The sequence below is a fragment of the Lentzea aerocolonigenes genome, from assembly GCF_000974445.1.
GTDB lineage: Bacteria > Actinomycetota > Actinomycetes > Mycobacteriales > Pseudonocardiaceae > Lentzea > Lentzea aerocolonigenes.
Genome location: NZ_BBOJ01000004.1, coordinates 25,929 through 50,570, shown reverse-complemented (window position 1 = coordinate 50,570; position 24,642 = coordinate 25,929). Strand labels below are relative to the sequence as shown.

Below are 24,642 nucleotides of genomic sequence, written 5' to 3'. Positions count from 1 at the left end.
CGCACGCGCAGACAGTTCTGCCTGTTGCTCGTCTTGCTGGTGACTCTGCCGATCCTGTCCGGCGCCGAGTCGCCCTACGGCTGGTCTGGTGCGCTACCGCTGGGGGCGTCGACCTCCGCACCGGAACAACGCAGCGGCATCGCGGATGGTTCCACGCACGAGGCCTCCGCCGAGTCCACCCGCATCAACCGCGATCTCCCCAAGCGCGACCAGCCGAGACCGAAGAACGCCGTCGCCGACCAAGCCGGTCCGTTGCCCGAGGTGAAGACCCCCTCGGAGGAGGACCGCAAGGTCACCCCGAAGGTCGAGAAGCCCGTCCTTCCCGCGATCGACAAGGGCGCCGTCGAGCGCCCGCAGGACCGCACCGAGACCACCCAGACGTTCGACAACCCGGACGGCAGTCGCACGCTGAGGCTGCACACCGGACCGGCCAACGTGAGGCAGCCGGACGGTTCCTGGCTCCCGGTCGACCTGACCCTCACGCCGGCCGGGAACAGGCTGAAGCCGAAAGTCGCTCCCACCGGTCTGAGCTTCGCGAGCACCAGCGGGGACAGCGCACTCGTCCAGATCGACGTCGACGGTGACCACAGCATCAGCTACGGCCTGCGCGACGCGGCGAACGTGCCTGGTGAGGTGAACGCCGAGCGGATCACCTACCGCGGCGTGCGGCCCGGTACCGATCTCCGGCTCACCGCCACCCGCGGCGGTGTGAAGGAGGACCTGGTGCTCGCCTCCGCGGCGGCGCAGTCGTCCTACTCCTTCACGCTCAAGCTCAAGCGCCTCACCCCGCGCGTCGACGCCCTCGGCGGAGTCGAGCTCGTGGACGGCGACAAGATCATTGCCACGATCCCCGCCGGCGTCATGGACGACGCGGCCGGTGTGCGGTCGACCGGGGTGAAGTACGGCCTGGACAAGATCGCCGACGACACCTGGGCGCTGCGCGTCGACGCCGACCAGGCCTGGTTGCGCGATCCCGCCCGCAAGTTCCCGGTGACGCTCGACCCGACCACCCAGCGGTTCGACACGGACACCGACGCGATGTTCGTGCGTTCGAACGGTTTCGGCGGCGCCAACGGAGGACTCGAGGTCGGGAGGGTCGACGGCAACCCCGTCTCCCGCACCTACCTGCATTTCGCCAACGCGCAGAACGCGTTGCGCAACCGCTACGTCGTCAGCGCCTCGCTGGCGGTCGACAGCGTCTTCTCGACGAACTGCACCGCACGGTCGGTCTCGGTGTTCGAGGTGACCCAGCCGTGGTCGGCGTCGATGCGGTGGCCGGGTGCCGGCGTCGGACAGTCGCTGTCCTCGTCGACGTTCGCGGCCGGCGGTGCGGCCGGCACCCCGTGCGCCAACCCGGCGTGGGTGTACTTCACGCTCGACCCCGACCTGATGACGCGCTGGACGCACGGATCCGCGCTGGCGCACGGTCTTTCGTTGCGCATGTCCGACGAGACGCTGCGCGAAGGTCGCCGTTTCGCTTCGGCCAGCACCGTGAACAAGCCGTACCTGGAGGTCCGCTACTCGCCGGAGGGCGCCTCCTACGAGGCCACCGGCGTGACGCTGCCGTCCAACGTCAAGGAGGGCAAGCTCAACGTCAAGGTCACCAACACGGGCTCGTCGGCGTGGTCGGCGGGCGGCGGTGTCCACTTCGGATTCATCATCAAGCAGGGCGACCGGGAAGTCGCGCGCCGCAACGGTTACCGCGCCGACGTCGCTCCGATGGCGACGCACCAGTTCGTCGACCTGCCGGTCCCGGCGCTCGCCCCCGGCGACTACGACGTCTTCCTCACCATGTTCAACCCGGACGGCACGGACTTCCGGGACGCGCACGGCGTGCCGTACGGGCGGATGCCGATCACGGTCTCCAACCGCGCGCCCAGCACGAACTACCAGCAGCCCGGCACCGGCGCGACGGTCGAGTCGCTCCGGCCGACCCTGTACGCGGAGGGTGTCGACGCAGACAACTGGCCGGGGCGCGGTCTCACCTACAAGTTCAAGGTCTGCACGGACGCCGCCCTCACCCAGGAGTGCCAGGAGACCCCGGAGTGGGGCGGGCAGTCGTTCTCACCGCAGCTCACCCGCTGGAACAAGACGTACTACTGGGGCGTCAAGACCTACGACACGGTCGACGAGACTCCGTTCTGGGCCGGACCGCTCGTCCTCACCACACGGGTGCCGCAGCCCGCGATCACGTCGCACCTCGCGGGGAGCCCCAACTCGGCGCAGGGTCCGGGTCTGGATCCGAACATCGGCAACTACTCGACGGTCGTCACCGACACCTCCGTCGCGACGGTCGGGCCCGACCTCACGATCAGCCGCACCTACAACAGCCTCGACCCGCGCAAGGACACCGCGTTCGGCACCGGCTGGTCGTCGCGGCTCGACATGCGGCTCAAGCGCGACGACGACCACTCCGAAAACGTGGTGATCACTCACCCGACCGGTCGCCAGGTGCGGTACGGCCGCAACCCGGACGGCACGTTCGGCTCGCCCAGCGGCAGCACCGCCGACCTCGTCTACACGCCGGCGACCGGTCTGTACACGTTGCGCGACACCACCGGCGCGCAGTGGCGGTTCGACGGACTCGGGCGTCTCGTCACGATCGTGAACCCCGCTGGGCTCACCGAGACGCTCGCCTACGACGACAACGACCGCGTCAAGACGATCACGAACGACACCAGCAAGCGGACGCTGACCGTTGCGTGGCAAGGAAACCACGTCTCGTCGGTGACGACCGAGGTGCCGGAGACCGGCAGCCCGGCGCTGGTGTGGACGTACTCCTACGTCGGCGACCGGCTCACGGCGGTCTGCGTTCCCGGTGCGGCACCGAACTGCACCACGCAGGACTACACGGACGGTTCGCACTACCGCAGCACGGTCGTCGACGACCGCCCGAAGACCTACTGGCGGCTGGGTGAGTCCTCCGGCGACACGTTCGCCAGCGTCACCGCCCGCAGCAACGGTCAGTACGCCGCGCAGCCCCACAACGTCCTGATGGGCAGTGCCGGCGCGTTGGAGGGCACGTCGGATCGGGCGGCGTCGTTCGACGGCAACTCGAGCTACGTGACGCTGCCGGACAAGCTCACGTCCGAGTCGATGTCGCTCGCGGTCGAGCTGTGGTTCAAGACGACCTCCCAGGGCACCTTGCTGAGCTATGCCGACAAGGCGTTCCCTGAAGCGGCCGACAAGTCGACCCCGGTGCTGTACGTCGGCACGGACGGCCTGCTGTACGGCGGTTTCTCCCGCCGCGACGCGGGTGGCCCGCGCCAGGTGGTCAGCCCGCAGGCCGTCAACGACGACCAGTGGCACCACGTCGTGCTGTCCGCCGCGGTCGACACCCAGACGCTGTACCTGGACGGGAAGAAGGTCGGTGAGCCGCTCGCCGGTCTCATCGACCACAAGCAGCAGGCGAAGCTCACCATCGGCGCGGGTTCCGGCAAGGACTGGCCCGCGACCAGCGGCGGGAACTTCTACTTCGCCGGTGCGATCGACGAGGCCGCGGTCTACCTGCACCCCCTCGGTTCGCTCGCCGTGTCGGAGCACCACGCGGCGAGGGGCAAGCTCGACCAGCTGACGACCATCAAGCTGCCGCAGGACAACAGGCAGTTCGCGAAGCTCACCCACGACGACATCAACGACAGGGTCGCCACCCTGCTCGACCACACCGGCCGGTCCTGGTCTCTCGACACACCGCGGATCGAGGGCGCGAACCGCACCGCCGTGCTGCGCGGGCCGAGCAACTTCGGCGACTGGACGTACTCGTTCGACCTGGACAACGGCGGCCGGCTCACGTCGGTCACGCACGACGGCGCCACGTCTCGCAACGAGTACAACACCGCAGGCTTCCTGTCCGCCACGATCGACCCGAGCGGGCTGCGCACCGAGCAGACCACAGACGCCCGCGGCAACGTGCTGAGCAGCAAGACGTGCCGTGCGACCGGTTCGTGCAACACCAGGTACTTCACCTACATCGAGTCCGCGGACGCGCTCGATCCACGCCGGGACAAGCTCGAGTCCACTTCGGACGCTCGCTCGACCGACTCGGCGGACACCCGGTTCCGCACCAACTACACCTACGACGCGGCAGGCAGGCCGACCGGTGTCACCACACCGGCACCCGTCGGCGTGAGCGTCCGGCCGAGCACGTCGATCACCTACTCCACCGGCAACGAGGACGCGGCCGGCGGCAGCAAGGTGCCCGCCGGCCTGCCGATCAGCTCGACCGGCAAGCGCGGCCAGACGACGTCGATCTCGTACTTCGCGAACGGCGACCAGGCCGAGGTCAACAGCCCGTCGGGCCTGAAGGTCCGGTTCACCTACGACGCGCTCGGCAGGCAGAAGTCCGTCACCAGCGGCAACGCCGGCGGCGGAGTCTTCGGCACCACGGCCTACGAGTACACGCCGCGGTCGAAGGTCGCGAAGGTGACCGCGCCCGCCGTGCTGAACTCGATCACCGGCAAGACGCACCAGCAGGTGACGACGTTCCGCTACGACAGCAACGACAACGTCCTGGAGACCACGGTCTCCGACGTGCTGCCGATCGCGGACGGAGGTACGCCTTCACGCACCACGAAGACGGCGTACGACGCGCAGGACCGGTTGGTGCGCACGGAGTTCCCCGACGGTGGAACGGAAACGCGTGCCTACTCGGACAACGGGCTCACCGAGACCGTGACCGACGTCAACAAGGTCGTGTGGACCTCGCAGTTCGAGGAACGCGGACTGTTGTTGTCGCGCACCGCGACCGCTCCCGGTGCCGACCCGGAGGACCCCGCCGCGGCGGGCCTGCTCGTCGAGTCCCACATCTACGACCCCGCGGGCAAGGTGCGGTCGTCGGACGACGCGATGGGACGCAAGACGACCTTCGCGTACTACGCCGACGGCCTGCTCGCCACCACCACGCGCAACGGCTACCACGAGCCCGACGGCACGGTGCGGGACGTGGTGCTGGAGGACCGCACCTACGACCCGGTGGGCAACGTCGCGGTGCTCGTCACGGCCGGCGGACGCAAGACCACCCAGACGTTCGACGCGGCCGGTCTGCCGATCACGTCGACGTTCGACCCGGACGGTCTGCGGCGCGCGGTGACTTACACGCGTGACGCCGACGGCAACGCGATCAGGACCGAACGACGCGGAGCGGCCGACGACACCCGTGCCGAGGTCACGGCGTACGAGTTCGACGCGAGCAACCAGGTGACGGCGGAACATGCGTTCCTCAACGCGAACACCGCCTTCACCACCAGGTTCGACCGCGACGAGCGCGGGCTGCTGAAGTCCGTGACCGACCGCCGCCTGAACACGACGACGTTCACGTACGACGCGACGGGCAACCAGGTCAGCGTGACCTCGCCCGCGGTGGAGGCGTGGGTCGCGGGCGTGCGGACCGCGGGCTTCGCCGGCACCACCACCGCGGGACGCAACGCGTTCGGGGAGCAGACGCACACCCGTGACGCGGCGAACTCCGTGTCTGTCACCGAGTACGACTCGATGGGCCGTGCCACCAACGTCAGCATGCCCGCGTACACGCCGCCTGGCGGACAGCCGGTCGTGCACAGCAAGCAGATGGAGTACGACCACGGCGGCAGGCTGAAGAAGTCGATCGACGGGCTGAACCGGGTCACGAGCTTCGACCACGACCCGTACGGCCGCGTGACGGCGACGACCCTGCCCCAGGTGGGCGAGACGCCGGCCGTGATCAGGGCGCGCTACAACCGCGCGGGTGACCTGCTCGCGGGGATCGACCCGATGGGGATCGAGACGCGGTTCACCTACGACGAGCTCGGCCGGCAGATCACCGCGACCGATGTCGAGCGTTCGTCCGGTTCACCGCTCTACTTCACCACCACCACGAAGTACGACTTCGCGGGCAACGCGCTGTCGGTGACGAACTCGATGGACGCGACGTCGAGCGCCACCTACAACGCGGCGGGTGAGGTGCTCACCTCGACCGACCCGACCGGCCGCGTCTCGAAGAGCACCTACGACATCGCGGGGCGCACCGCGACGGCCACCGCCCCGTCGGGGCTGGTCACCAGCCAGACCTACGACCTGCTCGGCAGGGCGGTCCGATCGGCGAGCCTGGTCGACGGAACCGAGCTGCGCGCGGGCACGACGGAGTTCGACGCGGCCGGCAACGTGCTGAAACGCACTTCGCCGCAGGGCCGCGTGTCGAGCTACGAGTACGACGCGCTGGGCCGGACGGTGTCGCAGACCGAGAAGGTCGACGCGACCAAGTCAGTCGTCACGTCGTTCGGCTACGACAAGCTCGGCAACCGCAGCCGGTACGTGGACGGCCGTGGCAACGCGACGGTCTACACCTACACCCCGAGCGGCCTGCCCGAGTCGACGGTCGAACCGGCCACGGCCACCACGCCGAACGCGGCGGACCGCACGTGGACCACGGTGTACGACGCCGCGGGGCAGATCACCCGTGAGCTCAAACCGGGCGGTGTGTCGGTCGACCGGGGGTACGACGCGCAGGGCCGGGTGAAGCTGGAACGGGGCACCGGCGCCGAGGCGGCGACCGCGGACCGCACGTTCGGCTACGACCTCGCGGGCCGGATGATCACGATCGGCGGTCCCGCGGGCAACAGCGGTTACACCTACGACGACCGGGGCAACCTCCTCACCTCGTACGGGGCGGGAGGCTCGGCGACCTACACCTACAACGGTGACGGCACGGTCGCCACTCGGAAGGACGTCACCGGCGAGGCGTCGTTCAGCTACGACAAGGCGGGCAGACTGCTCAGCGCCGCCGACCCGCTGTCGGGCCGCACGGTCGACTACGGCTACGACTCCGCCGGTCGGCTGGGCGTGGTCGCGGACCGCACGGTGAGCACGTGGTCGGCCCGCAGGCTGACGTACGACCCGCTCGGGCGCCAGGCGTCCGACCAGGTCCAGCAGACGGTGGAAGGCGGCGTGCGCGTCCTCGTCGGCGCCGAGTACGGCTACGACCTCGACGGCAAGGTGACCTCGAAGAAGGTCACCGACACCGCGGGCTCGGTCACCAACGCCTACGGCTACGACGGCGCCGGCCGGCTCACCTCGTGGACCGGCCCCGCCGGCACCACGGCCTACCGCTGGGACGACTCGGGCAACCGCGTCGGCGCCGGCGCGGTGACGTTCGACTACGACGAACGCAACCGGCTCAAGTCCGGCGGCGGCGCGACCTACACGTACACGCCGCGCGGTACGCGGGCCTCGGTCACCCAGAACGGTCAAACGACGGCGTCCTCGTTCGACGCCTTCGACCGCATGGCTTCCGCGGGTGCGGTCAACTACCGCTACGACAGCCTGAACCGCGTCACCGACCGGAACGGTGTCGCGTTCCAGTACCAGGGCCAGACCAACGAAGCCGTCAGCGACGGCAGCAGGCTGGTCAGCCGTCTGCCGGAGGGCACGGCGTTCTCGGACAAGGCCGCGGGCAGCACGCTCAAGGGCCGCATGCTGTTCGCGGACCTGCACGGTGACGTCATCGGCCGGTACCTCGGTGGCGCGGTCGACGGTCTGCGCTCGTTCGACCCGTTCGGCACGGTCACCAGCTCGTCCGGTGACACGTCGCCGCTCGGCTTCCAGGGCGACTGGACCGACGGGGCGACCGGCTCGGTGAACATGGGTGCGCGCTGGTACTCGCCAGATGCAGGCCAGTTCGTCAGCCGTGACGACTGGACGCTCGACCCGTCGCCGTCGTCTCGCGGCAACCGCTACGCCTACACGCACAACGACCCACTCGGCCAGATCGACCCCGACGGCCATCGGCCGTGCGGATTCCCGGGCAAGAGCATTCCTGGTGTTCCGTGGGGCTGGCTGAACATCTTTCTCTCCAGCTCCTCGGTGATGGAGTGCCCGGACTTCGTCGTCGACTGTCCACCCGGCAACCGCTTCCCGAAGGCGACGCCGCCGACCACGTTCTGCGATACCGGCGCTTACAACAAGGAGAACTACTACTACGTCGAACCGGATTACAAGCCGGGCACCTGCAAGTCCTACCGGGGCGGCCGGTGTCCGGACAGTTCCTCGCAGAACAGCAACCAGCCGAGCGCCAACCAGCCGGGCATCGGGAACCGGCCGACGGTCACGCCACCGAAGCCGCCGCCTCCGCCGAAGTGGTGGCGGGACGCGCACCGGTACCTGCCGCGTCCGGACATGGGCGACCGGCTCATCCCAAGGGCACCCGACGTCGAGACTGCTCCGCCAGCGGACCGTGTGATCGACAACCGCGACAAGGACACCACCGACTCGACGGAGATCACACAGGACGACAACGTCAAGTACTACAAGGAGCCGCCGAAAGAGCAGCCGAAGCTGCCGACTCCGACTCCGACGCCCAGCCCCGCACCGACCAGCAATCCAAGTCCGTACCCGCCCGGCACTCCACCCGTCCCACCGCTCGAGATCGCGATCGACAACAACATCCTCTCCGCCTGGATAGGGAACGAGAACAACAACTCGGAAGCCATCGAGAAGGTAATCGGCAGCCAAACCGTGGTGATTTCTCCTCAGGCATACTGGGAATTCGTTTACTGGAAGGGGACCAAGCCGTTCGACAAGGATCGGGCGAAGTTCCTTCGTGACCTTGAGAAGTATCGGGGCTTCAAGATCAGGGATGGCCACGAGCCCAGTGAACAGGAGGTGGACGCCGTGAAGAACGCGCCTCGTCCGAAGGGTTCCGCCACGTTGAGGGACGGAGACGCGAGGGTGTTCGCTTCGGCGAAGGCGGATGGCTTGATCGTCTTCACTTCGGACAAGCAGTTCTGTCGCGCGATGCTTGCCCAAGGCGCCCCGGTCATCTACCTGCAGAGCGCGACGCACACGCCATACCCTATGGCCTGTCCGAACACTCCGAAGTGAGCTATGAAAGTGCGGCGTCCTAATGGGTATGTACAACTTGCTGCTGGTTCCCGATTCCGAGAAGTGTGCCCAGTGCGGCCGCGAAACTACTCGTTTCATCCAGTTCTACTACGGGGCGCAGACGCTCCGTGAGTATGCACTGGGTGAGCGGATCGAATGGGGTGGAGCCAGTCAGGAAGGTGTTTCCGGGCATCATCACGTCGCGCTGAAGGGGTTCAACACCGGCTGTCCGCACTGCGGGTACGACGACGACATGGAGTTCCGGATCGACATCGTGGACGACGTGATCGTCTCCGCTGTCCCGGATGACGGCACGACGGATTTCCTCGCGCAAGACCACTACTACTGGGTTGTTCTCGAAGACTGAAACGGAATGAAATGAGAAGATTGCGACGTACGGCCATCGCGGCCGTGTGTTTCACGCTGGGGGCGGCTGTCGTCGCAACACCGGGATGGGCGGCCGCGCCGCCTCCCGGTGCCAGACCGGACGTGGTGAACTCCGCGGACGATGCCAGACCCGGTCAGACGGTGCCGAAGGATGCCAAGGGCCGCAGCCTGGTTTATGTCGAGGGCCCGCGGGCGGACCAGCTCAAAGCGGCTGTGCTCGAAGCAGGAGGCTCGGTCAGCGGAGAGGCGGGCGGCCGGGTCAAGGCCGCTGTGCCGAAGGACAAGCTGGACGCGGTCGCGAGCCGGCCCGGTGTGACGGAGGTGCGGCTGCCGGATCGTGCGGTGCCGATGGCGATCACGTCCGAGGGCGTGGCCGCGGCCAAGGCGAACCTGTGGCACGACGCCGGCAAGAAGGGTGCCGGCGTGAAGGTCGGCATCATCGACGTCGGCTTCGGCAACGTGGCCGCCTCGCAGGCCGCGGGGGAGTTGCCGGCGAACATCACGATCAACAACGACAACTGCCTCGACGCCGCCGAGAAGCCTCAGCACGGCACCGGTATCGCCGAGATCGTGCACGACGTGGCCCCCGAGGCCCAGTTGTTCCTCGCCTGCATCGAGGACACGTTCAGCTTCGACCAGGCCGAGACGTGGCTGCGCGCGCAGGGGGTGCAGGTGATCTCGTCGGCGGTCGGGTTCCTGGCGCCCGCCGGCAGCCGCGGCGACGGCACCGGTGACGCCGGCAGCCCGGCCGAGGTGGTCAAGCGCAGCAGGCAGGCCGGCATTCTGTGGAGCGTCGCGGCGGGCAACCAAGCGCGGCAGCACTACGCCGGCAAGGCGATCGACTCGGACGGCGACGGCTGGGTCGAATTCGGCATCTCCCGGCAGAACGGTTTCCCGCTGGATCCCGGCGCCACCGCCACGGTGGGGTTGCGGTGGGACGCCTGGCCCAAGACCAAGCAGGACCTCGACCTCTACATCTCGACGGCCCAAGACCCACCACCCACGGGCCTCAACGACCCCAACCTCGTCGCGGTCTCGACGCGCTCCCAGAAAGACACGCCTGAAGGGCTGGCGCCGACCGAGTCGGTGACCCTCCGCAACACTTCGGGCGCCACGAGGACCTACTGGGTGTTCGTGAAGAACCACAACGCGGCGCTCAACACGCCGATGGAGTTGTTCGTCAACGGTCTCGCCCTCGGCCAGCAGCTCCAGCAGTACACCGAGGCGGGCAGCATCGTCGAACCCGCGACCTCGCCGCACGTGATCGCGGTCGGTGCGACCCAGCCGGGGTCGGGGCGGGCGCAGGACTACAGCAGCCGCGGTCCGACGATCGACGGCCGGCAGAAGCCCGACATCACGGGTTATGACCAGGTGTCGACCAAGTCGATGCTCGTCATGAGTGGTACCTCCGCGGCGACGGCGCACGTGGCGGGTGCGGCCGCGTTGTTCAAGTCGGCGAGCCCCGGTCTGGACGCGGGACAGCTGCAGACGGCGCTGCAGAACGCGGCGAACCCGAAGCAGTCCAACAACACCTGGGGCAACGGTCCTCTCAGCGTGGGGGCACCCAGCACGGCGCCCACCGCCCCCAACGGGTCGGGTTTCACCGTTCTGCAGCAGCAATACCGCGTGCACGGCGAGTCTTATGCGGCGAACGAGGTCAAGACGCTCACGTTCGGAGATCTGCCGACTGACACCAAGTCTGTCGCGATCACCGTGTCCGCACGAGCCACTGCGAGCGACATCGGCGACTTCGCCATCGAGGTCGCGCCCGGTGACCCGGCACAACTGGGTGGCAAGGTGCCGACGCTCAACGCCCGCGGCGACACCCGGCAGACGTGGCAGTCATTGACGATGTTCGCGCCACTGGACAACGCGCGATCGTTGAAGGTGCGCCACCGCGGCAACGGGCCGGTGTTCGTGGTCGTTGAACTGCTGGGCTACTTCAGCCCGCAGAACAGCACTGACACCTACTTCGCCAAGCCCAAGCCCGAGCGGGTGCTCGACACGCGCGGGTTCCAGGTCGTCAGTGGGGGCAGCGACCGCAACACGCCGCTGCGCGACACGAACACCACCAACTTCGTGGACCTGCAGATCCGCGGTGTCGCCGGTGTGCCGCAGAGCGCGCGGGCGGTGGCCCTGAACCTGACCGGTTTCGAGGCCACGGCCGAGTCGTTCCTGGTGGCGCACCACACTTCGGAGACCCTGAGCTACACGTCGATCGCGGTCTCTCCCGGTGACCGGCGGACGAACCTGGTCATCGTGCCGATCGGCGCGGACGGAAAGATCCGGCTGACCAACAACAGCGCGACGGTGGTCGGTGCCGCGCTGGACGTGGTCGGCTGGTTCGGTCCGGATTCCGGTGGCGCGAGGTACGTGCCGCTGACCGGCGTAAGCAGGGTCGCGGACACGGCGACCGGCAACGGGCTGCCGAAGGCCCAGGTGGGGCACGGGCAGGTGGCCACGTTCCAGGTGAGCGGGGTCGCGGACGTCCCGGCGTCGGCCACATCGGCTGCTGTCCTCATGACCGGCAGGGACGACAACCTCGGCACCGAGCTCAGCGCTGTCGCGAGCGAGGTGGGGTGGACCTCCGCGAGCCAGGTGTCCACGCGCAAGATGGAGACCGCGACCGGGCTCGCCCTGGTGCCGCTCGGCAACAGCGGCAAGGTGGACGTGCGCAACGAACGCGGGCAGACGCGGCTGACGGCCGACGTCATGGGTTACTTCGTCGGTGGCACCAAGGTCGCGGTACCGGCTGTCGCGGGCAACTGCGTCACGGCCAAGGACGGACCGGGCTTCTACAGCGCGTTCGACGGCAGGCGGGAGTCCGACCTCGAGGGCTGGCAGAGCACCGGCACCAAGATCGGCACCGACGGTTGTGAGCTCGTCACCAAGGACGGCGTCGACGTCTCCTGGTACTCGGCTCACACCTACGGCAACGACTACACGATGAAGATCGACTGGAAGGCCACCACGGACAACTCCGACTCCGGAGTTTTCGTGTTGATGAACAATCCCGGCACCAACTCCTCCGCGCCGCACGGGAGCGGGTACGAGGTGAACATCGGCCCGAGGAACGCCACGGGCACGTTGCAGACCGGCGGGTTCTCCGGGATCCAGGCGCCCACCACCACCGCGCCGGTCAAGCCGACCGGCGAGTGGAACACCTTCGAGATCAAGGTGCGCTGGAACACCGCGACCGTGTACCTCAACGGTCAGCAGGTCAACGAGTACACCTCCGCCGACTCGACGGGGGTGGCGCGCAACACCTTCATCGGCCTGCAGAACGACGGCGCCAACGACAGCGTCCGGTTCCGCAACATCCGGATCAAGCGGGACACCCCCGTGTTCTCCGGCACGTTGAAGGGCGTCAACGGCCGTTGCCTCGACGTGAAGGAGAGCAACCCGTTCCAGCCGGTCGTGCAGATGTGGGACTGCCACGGCTTGTTCGCCCAGACGTGGACGTCGAACGAGGGCCTGCTCATGGCGGGTGGCCGGTGCCTCACGGCCAGCGACCCCGGCGGTGACGGTGCCTCGGTCGTGCTGGCCGGGTGCGCCGGCATCGACGGTCAGCAGTGGGTCTTGCGCACCGACGGACGACTGATCAGCCGTTACTCCGGGCGTTGCGCCACGCCGAACGACGGCAACCAGGGTTCCCAACTGGTCCTGCGGGCGTGTGACAAGTCCCGCTCGGACCAGGTGTGGCAGGTGCCCGCGCAGAACGGGCGAGCGGGCAAGGTCGTCGGCGCCGCCGGCAAGTGCCTGGACGTTCCGAACAACGACCCGACGCTGAACAAGGTCGTCCTGTGGCCGTGCAACGGCAGCCCGGCGCAGAGCTTCGCGGCTCCCGGAGACGGGACGCTGCGCGCCGACGGCAAGTGCATCGACCTGGCGAATTCCAACACCGCCGAAGGCAGCGCGGTGATCCTCTACGAGTGCAACGGAACCCAGGCCCAGCAGTGGGTCGCCCAGCCGGAAGGCTCGCTGGTGAACCCGCTGTCGGGCCGCTGCCTCACGGTGGCGTCGTCCGCGGACAGCTCGACCCTGTCGATCTCCAACTGCGCCGGCACGCCCACGCAGACCTGGTCGTTGACCGCGGAATGGCTTTCTCGCGGCGCGATCGTCGGTGTGGCCACCAAGTGCATCGACGTCTACGGCAACGATCCGAACGCCAGCAGGCTGTGGCTGTGGGAATGCTTCGGTCCCACCGGGCAGCTGTGGTGGGCGCCGGGTGACGGCACCTTCCGCATCTACGGCAAGTGCCTCGACATCGGCGACACGGTGAACGGCACGGCCATCGTGAACGCGGGCTGCCACGGCGGCACGAGCCAGCAGTGGACGGCGCGACACGACGGGTCGCTGGTCAGCGCGCTCGCCGGTCGCTGTGTCGACGACGTCGGGTACAGCTCCGCCAACGGCAACCCCCTGGCGATCTACAACTGCACCAGAGACTGGAACCAGCGCTGGGCCACGCCGGTGAACCCGAGCTGAGCTCAGCCGAGTCAGGGACAGCGGGGGTGGCTTCGGCTACCCCCGCTGTTTTTCTTCCTCCGTGTGCTGGCGCTGCTCCTGGATCTTGAGCGGCGCCGTCAGCTGCGTGTCGGCGGGGGAGGGCGCCGAGTAGACGTCGTCGGCGGTCTCCCGGTCGGGCTGCGCGCTCTCCTCGCGGATGCGGGACGCGGCGCGCTCCATCTCCAGCCTGCGCCACCGGCGGCGCTGGCGGCGGGTCATGCGGGCGGGCCACATGTCCTGGATGGCGCTGTTGAAGTACGCGCCGATCGTGATCGCCAGGCCGATGAAGAACACGAAGAGCAGGAACGCGATCGGCGTCGCCAGCGCGCCGTAGGTGTAGCCGGTGGTGGTGATCCACTGGATGTACAGGCGCAGGCCGATGGACGTCAGGATGAACACGGCCATCGCGAGGACCGCGCCGGGCAGCACGCGGTGGTACGGCAGTCGCCGGGGCAGTGCGACCTTGTAGAGCGCGGAGAGGGACAGCACGAGCAGCAGCGCCACGCCTGGGTAGTAGAAGCGGCCCACCCACGTCGTGATGTAGGGCTGCCAGGACGCCGGGAAGAACTGCGGCAGGATGTCCGGGCCCAGCGCCAGGACCGGCAGGCCGACCACCAGCGCCACCAGGGACACCATGTACAGCAGCAGCGCGAAGATGCGCTGCCAGAGCTCGTTGCGCACGCCGTACTGGCCGTGCGCGACCGTGATCGCGTCGACGAACGACGACATGGCCGACGAACCGGCCCACAGCGAGATCAGGAAGCCGACCGAGACGATCTCGCCCTTGCCGGTGGTGAGGATCTCCGCGACCGTGGGCTGGATCACGCCGTTGACGACGTCCGCGCTGAAGATCGTCCGGGTGAATCCGATGATCTTCTCCTGGACGGCCGAGACGACCTCGGAGCCGAACCAGTCGCCGAGATAACCCATCGCGCCCAGCACGCCGAGCAGCAGCGGAGGGAACGACAGCGTCTGCCAGAAAGCCGCCTCGGCGGCTTCTGAGAAGATGTTGCCCTCCCACGCTTTCGACAGCGTGCGCGCGAGTAGACGCAGCGGCCCCTTGCGGCCGGACCTGCGCGCGTCGTTGTCGGTAGGCGAACCCATCGCAGTGACAAGCATGGTGCATGGGGCCACGTTTCGCGGCATCGACGCCCGGAACAGGTAGAGTCACGGTGCCCTCGGCAACGGTCTGCCTGAGGGCAGTTGCATGTCCAAGCCATGTCTGACCTGCACAAATGAGGAGAAACACGTCTCGTGACAGCGACAGCAGCAATGCGACCGCTGCGGGCATGGCAGCGCCGGGCGCTGACCAAGTACCTGGCCGCGAAGCCCCAGGACTTCCTCGCCGTCGCCACGCCCGGCGCCGGCAAGACGACCTTCGGGCTCCGCGTCGCCGCCGAGTTGCTGGCCGACAGGACGATCGAGGCCGTCACGATCGTCACACCCACGGAGCACCTCAAGCACCAGTGGGCGAAGGCGGCCGCCGAGCAGGGCATCCAGATCGACTCGAACTTCCGCAACACCAACGCGATGACCTCCCGCGACTACCACGGCGTGGCCGTGACGTACGCGCAGGTCGCTGCCCATCCGACGCTGCACAGGGTGCGCACGGAGAACCGCAAGACGCTCGTGCTGCTCGACGAGGTGCACCACGGTGGTGATGCCAAGTCGTGGGGTGATGCGATCCGCGAGGCGTTCACGCCCGCGGTCCGCCGGCTGTGCCTCACGGGCACGCCGTTCCGCTCGGACGACTCGCCGATCCCGTTCGTGGAGTACGAGGAGAGCAACGGCGGCTTCAAGACGTCCAAGGCGGACCACACCTACGGTTACTCCGACGCGCTGCGCGACGGCGTCGTCCGGCCCGTGCTGTTCCTGGCGTACTCGGGAGAGGCGTCGTGGCGGACCAGCGCGGGCGAGGAGTTCACCGCGCGCCTGGGCGAGCCGCTGACGCAGGAGCAGACCACGCGGGCGTGGCGCACGGCCCTCGACCCGGCCGGCGACTGGATGGCGTCCGTGCTGCGCGCCGCGGACCAGAGGCTCACCCAGAAGCGCGAGAACGGCATCCCGGACGCGGGCGGCCTGGTGATCGCCACCGACCAGGACACGGCCAAGGCCTACGCGCAGGTCCTGCACCGCGTGACGGGCCAGGTCGCCACCGTCGTCCTCTCGGACGACCCGAAGGCGTCGGGCAAGATCGCCGAGTTCGCCGCGACCAACGAACGCTGGATGATCGCCGTCCGCATGGTGTCCGAGGGCGTCGACGTGCCGCGACTCGCGGTGGGCGTGTACGCGACGTCGTCGTCGACGCCGCTGTTCTTCGCCCAGGCCATCGGACGCTTCGTGCGCAACCGCAAGCCCGGCGAGACCGCGTCGGTGTTCCTGCCGTCCGTGCCGGTGCTGCTCCAGCTCGCGTCCGAGCTGGAAGCGGAGCGCGACCACGTCCTCGGCAAGCCGCACCGCGAGAAGGACGGCTGGGACGACGAGCTGATGGCGGCTGCGAACCAGACCAAGGACGAACCGGGCGAGGACGAACGCGCCTTCACGGCCCTGGGCACCACCGCCGAGCTCGACCAGGTGATCTTCGACGGCTCGTCGTTCGGCGCGCCGACCATCGCGGGCTCGGAGGAGGAGCAGGAGTACCTCGGTCTGCCGGGGCTGCTCGAACCGGACCAGGTGCGCACCCTGCTGCTGCAGCGGCAGGAGGAGCAGATGGCCTCCGCGGCGAAGCGTCCGAAGGTCGAGGCGCCGGTGCGGGAGGCGAGGCCTGCCAGCGTGCAGGAGCGCCTCACGTCACTGCGCAAGGAGCTCAACACCCTCGTCGCGATGCACCACCACCGCACCAAGAAGCCGCACGGCAAGATTCACAACCAGCTGCGCGAGTACTGCGGTGGGCCGCCTACGGCGATGGCGACCATCGAACAGCTGGAAGAGCGGATCGCGACCCTTCGTTCCTGGTAGGGCGCTGGTCCCGTTACCGGCGAGGTCCGGTGTCTGCTGTCGTGCTCGTCTGGGACGAGCCGCGCACAGGCGATGGGTCGGTGGGGACCGGCCTTGGCGTGGCGTCAGGTGTCCGCCGTGCCGGACCTCGCACGGGCTGGTTCTCATGCTCGCGCTGCGCTGACCAGAGCCATGCAGATCGTTGTTGCTGGTAGGAGCGTCGGATACCTTTGCAATGAGTCTTTTGACTTCGTCCGCAAACGTTTTTTGCATAAGGGTGCAGAGCAGCTAGGTCCCACGACGACGTGGTGGCTGGGAGAGCAAAGCGGCCCCTTGCCTGCGGTGATATCCGATATATCAGTTGCGGGTGACGGCGACGGCGAGGGTTTCGTAGTTCGACACGAAGCTGCCGCCGACCGCGTCGATCGCGGCGCCCGTGCTGTCCAGCACCTCGGTGACCTGGTCGCTCGTGAGCAGGGCCAGCGGGCTCATGGTGAGGATCAGGTCGAGGTACTCGGCGGTCGTGTAGGTCTGGTCCCACTCGGCGCTCCACTGCTGGGGGTCGGTGAACTCCCCGGTGCCGACGAAGACGTCCGCTGTCTGCTGGCAGCCCGCACGGTAGAAACCGATCGACTCCTCACGGGAGTGGCCGACGCGGACCGGTGACTGTGGTGCCACCCGCTGGAAGGCGTCGGCGAGGGCTTGGGCGATCGGGTCCGGTGTGGAGAACACGTGCCAGATGGCCGCGAACACGCCGCCGGGGCGTAGCAGTCGTGCGGCCTGGCGTGTTCCTGCCTCCGCGTCGACCCAGTGCCAGGACTGGCCGGCGACGACGGCGTCGAACTCGCGGCCTGCCGGGTCCCAGGTCTCGAACTTCGACACCTCCACCGGAACGCCCGTGCCGCGGGCGAACTCGGCCATGAGCTCGTCGTGCTCGACGCCGACCACCTCGCACCCGGCCGCCAGCAGCTGGCGGGACAGTTTGCCCGTGCCGCAGCCGACGTCGACCACGCGCGGGCCGGGGCTGGCCGTCAAGATCCGGCGCACCAGTTCGTCGGGGTAGGACGGGCGGGTGCGGTCGTAGCGGGCGGCGTCCGCGCCGAACGAGCCGGCGAGGCGTTTGCCTAGGTCATCGTCTAAAGTGGGCATGCGCCCACCATAGTGGGCAAGCGCCCACTTGGCTAGGAGGAACCAGCTTGCCCACCGGTGTGCACCTGCGTGACGTGCGGGAGCAGTTGTTCGGCGCCGCGGACCGGTTGCTGGTCCAGGGCGGGGCCAGTGCTCTGACGAGCCGTGCGGTCACGGCCGAGGCCGGGGTGGCCAAGGGTGTGTTGCACCGGCACTTCGACGACTTCGACGCGTTCCTCGCCGAGTACGTGCTCGATCGCGTCGACAAGATGGACGAGCGGGCGAAGGCGCTGCTGGGGGCCGCGGGCGCCGGCGAGGTCGTCGACAACCTCGCCGAAGCGATCAGTGCGGTTTTCGGCTCGGTCGCCGTCGCGATCGTCGCCCTCGTGACGTTCCGGGACGACCTGCGCAGGCGGCTGCGGGAGACGTGGCCCGCCGGCGTTCCGGTGCTGACCGACGCCGCGATCATGATCAGGAACTACCTCGAACGCGAGCGCGAGCTGGGGCGCGTCGGTGGGATCGATGCCGACGGTGTCGCGCCGATGCTGATCGGCACCGCGCACCTGCTCTTCGCCGACCGCGACGCCCCGCCGGACGCCGAGGCCGTGCGGCGGATGGTCCGGTCCGTCCTGAACGTGAAGTAGCGATATCCAATATATCGGTGTCGGATGCCGTAGCGCGGTGGTAACGCTCTCACAACACTGAGTCACCAAATCTCGCCACGGTTACCGCATCGTTGCGACTTAATCGATCCAGTGTGGTTCCGGTCACGCATATGTCGGGCATACGTTGTGCGCCACAACATTCTCTGTGACACAGCGCAGTGAAAGGGATGGCGGATGCGCAGCAAGACTCTCGCTTCCATCGCTGTTACCGCGGGCCTCGCCCTGGCGGTCTCGGCGTGCGGCGCCAACACGTCCTCCGGCACCGGAGGAAGCACTGAATCGAACTCTGGCAGCGGCAATGGCGCGAAGGTCGGCGTGATCCTTCCGGAGACCGCCTCCTCCGCTCGCTGGGAGGGCTTCGACAAGCCGCTCCTCAAGGCCGCTCTGGAGAAGGAGGGGCTCGCCCCCGACATCCAGAACGCCCAGGGCGACGTCCAGAAGTTCAGCACCCTGGCCGACGGCATGATCAACGCCGGCGTCAAGGTCCTGATCATCGCGACGCCCAACAGCGAGGTCGGCGCCTCCGTGGCCAAGAAGGCCCAGGCCCAGGGCATCCAGGTCATCGACTACGACCGCCTGAACCTCGGTGGCTCCTCGTCCTACTACGTGTCGTTCGACAACGTGAAGGTCGGCGAGCTGCAGGGCCAGGGCCTCGCGGACGCGATGAAGAGCGCCGCGCAGGGTGCGAACGTCATCGAGATCGAGGGCGCGCCGACGGACAACAACGCGACCCTGTTCCACGAGGGTCAGCAGAAGGTCCTCAAGCCGCTGTACGACTCGGGCAAGCTCAAGCTGGTCCAGTCCCAGCCGATCGACAACTGGGACAACCAGAAGGGTGGTCAGGTCTTCGAGCAGATCCTGACCAGCAACGGCGGCAAGGTCGACGGCGTCGTCGCCGCGAACGACGGTCTCGCCGGCGCGGTCATCACCGTGCTGAAGAAGGTCGGTCTGGCCGGCAAGGTTCCGGTCACCGGTCAGGACGCCACCCCGGACGGTCTGCAGGCCGTGCTCCGCGGTGACCAGTACATGACCGTGTTCAAGCCCATCAAGGACGAGGCCGAGGCCGCCGCCAAGCTGGCCGCCGCTCTCGCCAAGGGCGACACCGCCGGCGCCGACGCCCTCGCGTCCGGCAAGACGACAGCAAGGGCAACCGCGACGTCAAGTCCGTGCTGCTCACCGCCCAGCTGATCACCAAGGACAAGGTCAAGTCCGTGGTCGACGCCGGCTTCGTCAAGGCCTCGGACATCTGCGTGGCCGACACCCAGGCCGCCTGCACCGAGCTCGGCATCAAGTAGGACCGCTTGCGTCGTGGCGGGGTGCGGAACCTGCGCACCCCGCCTCGGCGCGTGGTAACCACGGAGGAACCCCAGTGAGCGAGCCGATTCTCGAGCTGCGCGGCATCAACAAGAGCTTCGGCCCCGTGCACGTCCTGCACGACATCGACCTCACCGTCAACCCGGGCGAGGTCACCGCGCTCGTCGGCGACAACGGCGCGGGCAAGTCGACGTTGGTCAAGTGCATCGCGGGCATCCACCCGACCGACTCGGGAGAGGTCCTGTTCGAGGGCCAGCCCACGCACATCAAGGGCCCGCGCGACGCCGCGGAGCTCGGGATCGAGGTCGTCTACCAGGACCTCGCGCTGGCCGACAACCTCGACATCGTCCAGAACATGTTCCTCGGCCGTGAGCGCACCAAGGGTGGCCTGCTCGACGAGACGGACATGGAGCAGGCGGCGCGCAAGACGCTCGCCTCGCTGTCGGTGCGCACGGTCAAGTCGGTGCGCACGCAGGTCTCGTCGCTGTCCGGTGGTCAGCGCCAGACCGTCGCGATCGCCAAGGCCGTGCTGTGGAACAGCAAGGTCGTGCTGCTCGACGAGCCCACCGCGGCCCTCGGCGTCGCCCAGACGCGGCAGGTGCTCGACCTGGTCCGCCGGCTCGCGGAGCAGGGCCTGGGGGTCGTCCTGATCAGCCACAACATGAACGACGTCTTCGAGGTCGCAGACAAGATCGCGTGTCTCTACCTCGGACGGATGGCCGCCGTCGTGGGGTCCAAGGACGTCACGCACGGCCAGGTGGTCGAGCTGATCACCGCCGGCCGTTCCGGTGACCTGGGCATCGCCCGCCCCGAGGCGGCGACGATCTGATGAGTTCCGAAGAGGCGAGCATGACCAACACCACCCAAACGCCTGAGCAGGAGACCCCGCCGCAGGGTGCCATCTCCGACTTCGGCATCGACACGACGTCCCAGTCCACCGGCGAAGCGGTACGCGACTACTGGGCCAGGGTCCGCGGCGGCGAGCTCGGCTCACTGCCCGCTCTGCTCGGGCTCATCGTGCTGCTCATCGTGTTCAGCTCGTTGTCCGACACGTTCTTCACCCTCGGCAACCTCGCCAACCTGCTCCAGCAGGGCGCCAGCATCACGATCATCGCGATGGGCCTGGTGTTCGTGCTGCTGCTCGGCGAGATCGACCTGTCCGCCGGTACCGCGTCCGGTGTGACGGCATCGGTCATGGCACTGCACCTGATCCACAACGGCAACCTGCTCGGCGGCATGGGCGACACGGTGTTCTACGTGTTCTGCGGCCTGCTGGTGCTCGCGATCGTGCTCGCGGTGCTGATGAAGATCTGGGCGGGAGCGGCGCTGTCGCTGATCGCGCTCCTCATCGCCGTCATCGGCATCCCCGCGAACGCCTGGCTCGAGATGCTGCTCGCGGTCTGCGTCGGCGCGGCCATCGGCTGTGTCACGGGCTTCCTCGTCGCGAAGGTCGGCATCCCGTCGTTCGTCGTGACCCTGGCGCTCTTCCTCGTCTGGGGCGGCGTCGTGCTTCAGCTCATCGGACAGGGCGGCACGCTCGGCCTGCGCGACGACACGATCTTCAACGTCGCCAACGGCAACCTGAACTTCGTGGGCTCGTGGGTCCTGTTCATCGTCGCTGTCGGCGGTTACGCGGCGGTCGTGCTCACGCGGCACTTCTCCCGGCTGCGCAAGGGACTCGTCGCCCAGCCGACGTCGCTGGTGCTGGCCAAGATCGGTGCCCTCGCGGTGCTGGCCGCGGTCATCACCTACGCGCTCTCGCTGAACCGGGCGCCGAGCAACCTGATCGTGATCCAGGGTGTGCCGTACGTGGTGCCGCTGGTGCTCGTGCTGCTCGTGGTCGGCACGTTCGTGCTCGACCGCACCAGCTACGGCCGCCACGTCTACGCCGTCGGTGGCAACAAGGAAGCCGCGCGCAGGGCCGGTATCAACGTCGAGCGCATCCGCATGAGCGTCTTCGTGATCGCCTCCTCGGCGGCCGCGATCGGCGCCATCGTGTACTCGTCGAAGGTCGGCTCGGTCGACCCGAACGCCGGTGCCGGCAACACGCTGCTGCTGTCCGTCGGTGCGGCCGTCATCGGTGGTACGTCGCTGTTCGGTGGCAAGGGCCGGCTGCGCGACGCGGTCATCGGTGGCGCGGTGCTCGCGATCATCCAGAACGGCATGGGCCTGCTCAAGCAGCCCGCCGCGGTCGTGTTCATCGTGACCGGCCTGGTCCTGCTGCTCGCCGCGAGCGTCGACGCGTTGTCCCGCCGCCGGGCTGCCACCGCAGCTCGATGACGAGGTGACTGGACCTACGTCCGGCACCCGTCCCGACGAGATCCGCAGGCACAACAGGACGGCGTTACTGCGTCGCCTGCACGTCGACGGACCGTCCACCAGGGCGTCGCTCGCGGCTGAGCTCGGGCTCAACCGCAGCACGATCAAGGCCCTGGTGGACGGCCTCGCCGAAGCCGGAGTCGTCGCCGAACGCGTGCCCGCTCTGCGCAGCGGAGCGGGCCGCCCCTCCTTGCTGGTCCTGCCTCAGCCGAACGCGGCGGTCGTCATCGCGATCGACGTGCGGGTGGAGCACGTGGCCATGGGATTCGTCGGCCTCGGCGGGGAGATCCTCGGGCGGGACAGCTGGAACCTGCACCGGACGCGTGATCCGGGTGAGGTCATCACGCACATCGTCGAGTCGGCGCGCCTCATGGCCGACGACCTCGACGCCACCGCGGTCGGTGTCGGCGTGTCGGTGCCGGGCGTCGTGCGTCGCGCCGACGGGCACGTGCACGAGGCCCCGAACCTGCACTGGTCGGGCGTGGCGCTCGGCAAACGCCTGGAGGCGGTGCTGAAGCTGCCGGTCCAGGTCGGCAACGACGCGGAGCTCGGCGCGCTCGCGGAACACGTGCGCGGCGCCGCGCAGGAGTCCTCGGACATGGTCTACATCTCCGCGGACGTCGGCGTCGGCGGCGGCGTGATCCTGTCTGGGCAACCGTTGCGCGGCACCGGCGGGTACGTCGGCGAGCTCGGGCACATGGTCGTGAACCCGCGCGGTGGTCGTAGTTGCTACTGCGGCTGCGTCGGCTGCTGGGAGACCGAGGTCGGCGAACCGGCGCTGTGCCGGGCGCTGGGCCTGCCCGACGACGCCCCGCGCGGCGCTGTCGTCGCGGCACTGCGGGCACTGGACGACCCGAGCGTGCTGGACGAGTTCGCCGACTGGCTGGCACTGGGGCTCGCGAACATCGTCAACGTCCTCGGCCCGGAACTGGTCGTGCTCGGCGATCTCTACACGGCACTGCCGGCGTCGGTCGTGGATTCGGTGAGCGCCGCCGTGCAGCGGCGCAGCCTCGTCTCACGCGCGGTCGGCGGAACCCAGGTCGTGACGTCGCCGCTCGGCCGTGACGCGAAGCTCGTCGGCGCCGCCGAACTGGCCTTCGAACCGGTCCTCGACACCCTTTAGAAGCGAAGGGGGCGGAGATCCCGAAGGATCTCCGCCCCGAGCGGCTAGGTGGGGTGGAAGTCAGCCCTGCTGAATCTCAGCAGCGAGCTCGCGCAGCTTTTCGCTGTGTGCGCGGGAGTGGTGCCCGCAGAACAGCAGCTCGCCCCCGGACGGGAGAACAGCGCGAACCTGGGCAGCAGCCCCGCAGCGGTCGCAGCGGTCGGCAGCGGTCAACTCGGGGCGGGTGAGTGCTGCAGTCATGATGGATCTCCCTCCGTCCCAGCACCGCAAACGTTGTGTTCCGGTGCCCTCTTACCAAGCTGCGACCACGGCGCCCCTGGCTGGTGCGCGGTGCTCGCTGGCTCCACTCTGACAGACGTTCTCGCGATAGTCAGTGTTCCCGTGTACGTGGCGACTCGCGTCACTATCCGATTTACCCGTCTGTCGCAGGTTCACACCTCGGTTCGCCACCGGTTCACCGTCTTGACAGGCACTGTGCGCAACCGGAAACCCGCTGGTGGAGCAGCGAACTAAGGCTGTTCGGTCGGTTGTGTGCAGCCGGGAGTGTGATATCGGTTGCGCTTGTCCGCCCGCAGCGAACAGATCACGAACGTCCCACGATTCGGACGCGGGACCGTGATCAAAATCTCGGCCGAACGCTTGCTCGGTACTCCCGATCAGCTCGCGAGGGCCGCGCTGATCGCCCGTGCGGCGTGCCCCACGGCCTCCCTCAGAGCGGTGGCGCTGCGGCCGTTGTCGAGGACCGCGGAGACGGTTCCGATGACGTTGCTGGACGGTGTGCGCACCGGAGCGCTCACGAACTCCATGCCCGCCGGCACCGTGGCGCCGGGCCGCAACCGGGCCACGTCCTCTGCCCGCACGATGCTCGCCGCCGCGACGAGCACCCGGTCGCGGCGCGGCACCGCGAGGATCGTCGACGTCCTGATCGTCGCGGACAACGCGCGCAAAGGCTGCCGTGCGACCCGCAGGATGCCGGGGGCGGGCTCCCACGCCTGCCCGAACCGGAACATCTGCGCGCCGATGCGGTAGCGGCCGCGCACGTTCTCGACCGCGCCGAGCGCCTCCATCTGGTCCAGAAGGCGGTGCACCGTCGTCTTCGGCATCTCGCACCGGTCGGCGAGTTGCGTGAGCCCCAGCTCACCCTCGTCCATCAGCTTGTCCAGCAGCGAGAAAGCCCCTTCGAGTACTGACCTGCCCATGTTTCCAGCCCCCTCGTTCCGATGTCCGGAACTGTCCCTGTGCACCCCTCCGGCACAGCCACACACTGATGGTGTCGCGGGATGCATAGGCGGCACATGAGTACATGGGTACTCATCTTTCGCATGCGTTCGATCACGCCTGGTCACGGCACCCGCAGAGGAACCGCAGAGGAACCGGAACAAAAAGATCCCCGCACCGAACCGGTGC

Annotated in this window: 12 protein-coding genes and 1 pseudogene; 9 read left to right on the top strand and 4 right to left on the bottom strand. The window is 68.4% G+C overall.

What is annotated here, in order from left to right; translation table 11 throughout:
* Window positions 1-24 precede the first annotated feature (24 nt).
* From AOM45_RS08525 to AOM45_RS08515, 3 genes are read left to right on the top strand one after another with little or no spacing between them, the layout of a single operon-like run.
* Window positions 25-8,853 carry an RHS repeat-associated core domain-containing protein gene (locus AOM45_RS08525; protein ID WP_156093526.1) on the top strand — a complete coding sequence of 2,943 codons (8,829 nt, stop codon included), beginning with the start codon at window positions 25-27 and terminating at the stop codon, window positions 8,851-8,853.
* 28 nt (window positions 8,854-8,881) lie between these two features.
* Window positions 8,882-9,220 carry a hypothetical protein gene (locus AOM45_RS08520; protein WP_156093525.1) on the top strand — a complete coding sequence of 113 codons (339 nt, stop codon included), beginning with the start codon at window positions 8,882-8,884 and terminating at the stop codon, window positions 9,218-9,220.
* Window positions 9,221-9,231: 11 nt separating this feature from the next.
* Window positions 9,232-13,728, top strand: coding sequence for a ricin-type beta-trefoil lectin domain protein (locus AOM45_RS08515; RefSeq protein WP_156093524.1), 4,497 nt, complete (start codon window positions 9,232-9,234; stop codon window positions 13,726-13,728).
* 36 nt (window positions 13,729-13,764) lie between these two features.
* Here AOM45_RS08515 and AOM45_RS08510 read toward each other — a convergent pair whose 3' ends face one another.
* On the bottom strand, window positions 13,765-14,868 hold the full coding sequence (locus tag AOM45_RS08510; protein WP_051782702.1) for a YihY/virulence factor BrkB family protein: 1,104 nt from the start codon (window positions 14,866-14,868) through the stop codon (window positions 13,765-13,767).
* A 153-nt stretch (window positions 14,869-15,021) separates the two neighbouring features.
* Here AOM45_RS08510 and AOM45_RS08505 point away from each other — a divergent pair, with 153 nt between their 5' ends.
* Entirely contained in the window at window positions 15,022-16,707 is a 1,686-nt protein-coding gene (locus AOM45_RS08505; protein ID WP_051782701.1) for a DEAD/DEAH box helicase, read from the top strand.
* A gap of 336 nt (window positions 16,708-17,043) precedes the next feature.
* Here the strand turns inward: AOM45_RS08505 and AOM45_RS08500 are convergent, their stop codons facing one another.
* Window positions 17,044-17,835: a class I SAM-dependent methyltransferase gene (locus AOM45_RS08500; RefSeq protein WP_030464842.1), complete on the bottom strand. Its 792-nt coding sequence runs from the start codon at window positions 17,833-17,835 to the stop codon at window positions 17,044-17,046.
* 47 nt (window positions 17,836-17,882) lie between these two features.
* On the opposite strand from AOM45_RS08500, the gene AOM45_RS08495 reads away from it, so the two are divergent.
* The 5 genes and pseudogenes from AOM45_RS08495 (at window position 17,883) to AOM45_RS08475 (ending at window position 23,235) form a co-directional block, all read left to right on the top strand.
* Window positions 17,883-18,458, top strand: coding sequence for a TetR/AcrR family transcriptional regulator (locus AOM45_RS08495; protein ID WP_030464841.1), 576 nt, complete (start codon window positions 17,883-17,885; stop codon window positions 18,456-18,458).
* A gap of 195 nt (window positions 18,459-18,653) precedes the next feature.
* Window positions 18,654-19,774 (top strand): annotated as a pseudogene (locus tag AOM45_RS08490) (sugar ABC transporter substrate-binding protein).
* 74 nt (window positions 19,775-19,848) lie between these two features.
* On the top strand, window positions 19,849-20,622 hold the full coding sequence (locus AOM45_RS08485) for an ATP-binding cassette domain-containing protein (RefSeq protein ID WP_030464839.1): 774 nt from the start codon (window positions 19,849-19,851) through the stop codon (window positions 20,620-20,622).
* A gap of 20 nt (window positions 20,623-20,642) precedes the next feature.
* The gene (locus AOM45_RS08480) at window positions 20,643-22,073 is read left to right on the top strand and encodes a sugar ABC transporter permease (RefSeq protein WP_030464838.1); all 1,431 of its coding nucleotides are present in this window, start codon (window positions 20,643-20,645) and stop codon (window positions 22,071-22,073) included.
* 4 nt (window positions 22,074-22,077) lie between these two features.
* Window positions 22,078-23,235, top strand: a complete 1,158-nt coding sequence (locus AOM45_RS08475; protein ID WP_030464837.1) for an ROK family transcriptional regulator — start codon at window positions 22,078-22,080, stop codon at window positions 23,233-23,235.
* A 60-nt stretch (window positions 23,236-23,295) separates the two neighbouring features.
* On the opposite strand, the gene AOM45_RS08470 is transcribed toward AOM45_RS08475, so the two are convergent.
* Both AOM45_RS08470 and AOM45_RS08465 read right to left on the bottom strand, forming a co-directional pair.
* Window positions 23,296-23,475 carry a DUF7455 domain-containing protein gene (locus AOM45_RS08470; protein WP_030464836.1) on the bottom strand — a complete coding sequence of 60 codons (180 nt, stop codon included), beginning with the start codon at window positions 23,473-23,475 and terminating at the stop codon, window positions 23,296-23,298.
* A 416-nt stretch (window positions 23,476-23,891) separates the two neighbouring features.
* The gene (locus AOM45_RS08465) at window positions 23,892-24,434 is read right to left on the bottom strand and encodes a helix-turn-helix domain-containing protein (protein WP_051782700.1); all 543 of its coding nucleotides are present in this window, start codon (window positions 24,432-24,434) and stop codon (window positions 23,892-23,894) included.
* Between the last annotated feature and the right edge of the window lie 208 nt (window positions 24,435-24,642).

What these genes read in the sequence shown, in the direction of transcription:
- AOM45_RS08520 (WP_156093525.1), top strand. Translation starts at nt 8,882, where the DNA reads ATGTACAACTTGCTGCTGGTTCCCGATTCCGAGAAGTGTGCCCAGTGC.
- AOM45_RS08465 (WP_051782700.1), bottom strand. Translation starts at nt 24,434, where the DNA reads ATGGGCAGGTCAGTACTCGAAGGGGCTTTCTCGCTGCTGGACAAGCTG.
- AOM45_RS08500 (WP_030464842.1), bottom strand. Translation starts at nt 17,835, where the DNA reads ATGCCCACTTTAGACGATGACCTAGGCAAACGCCTCGCCGGCTCGTTC.
- AOM45_RS08470 (WP_030464836.1), bottom strand. Translation starts at nt 23,475, where the DNA reads ATGACTGCAGCACTCACCCGCCCCGAGTTGACCGCTGCCGACCGCTGC.
- AOM45_RS08510 (WP_051782702.1), bottom strand. Translation starts at nt 14,868, where the DNA reads ATGCTTGTCACTGCGATGGGTTCGCCTACCGACAACGACGCGCGCAGG.
- AOM45_RS08505 (WP_051782701.1), top strand. Translation starts at nt 15,022, where the DNA reads ATGCGACCGCTGCGGGCATGGCAGCGCCGGGCGCTGACCAAGTACCTG.
- AOM45_RS08515 (WP_156093524.1), top strand. Translation starts at nt 9,232, where the DNA reads ATGAGAAGATTGCGACGTACGGCCATCGCGGCCGTGTGTTTCACGCTG.
- AOM45_RS08480 (WP_030464838.1), top strand. Translation starts at nt 20,643, where the DNA reads ATGACCAACACCACCCAAACGCCTGAGCAGGAGACCCCGCCGCAGGGT.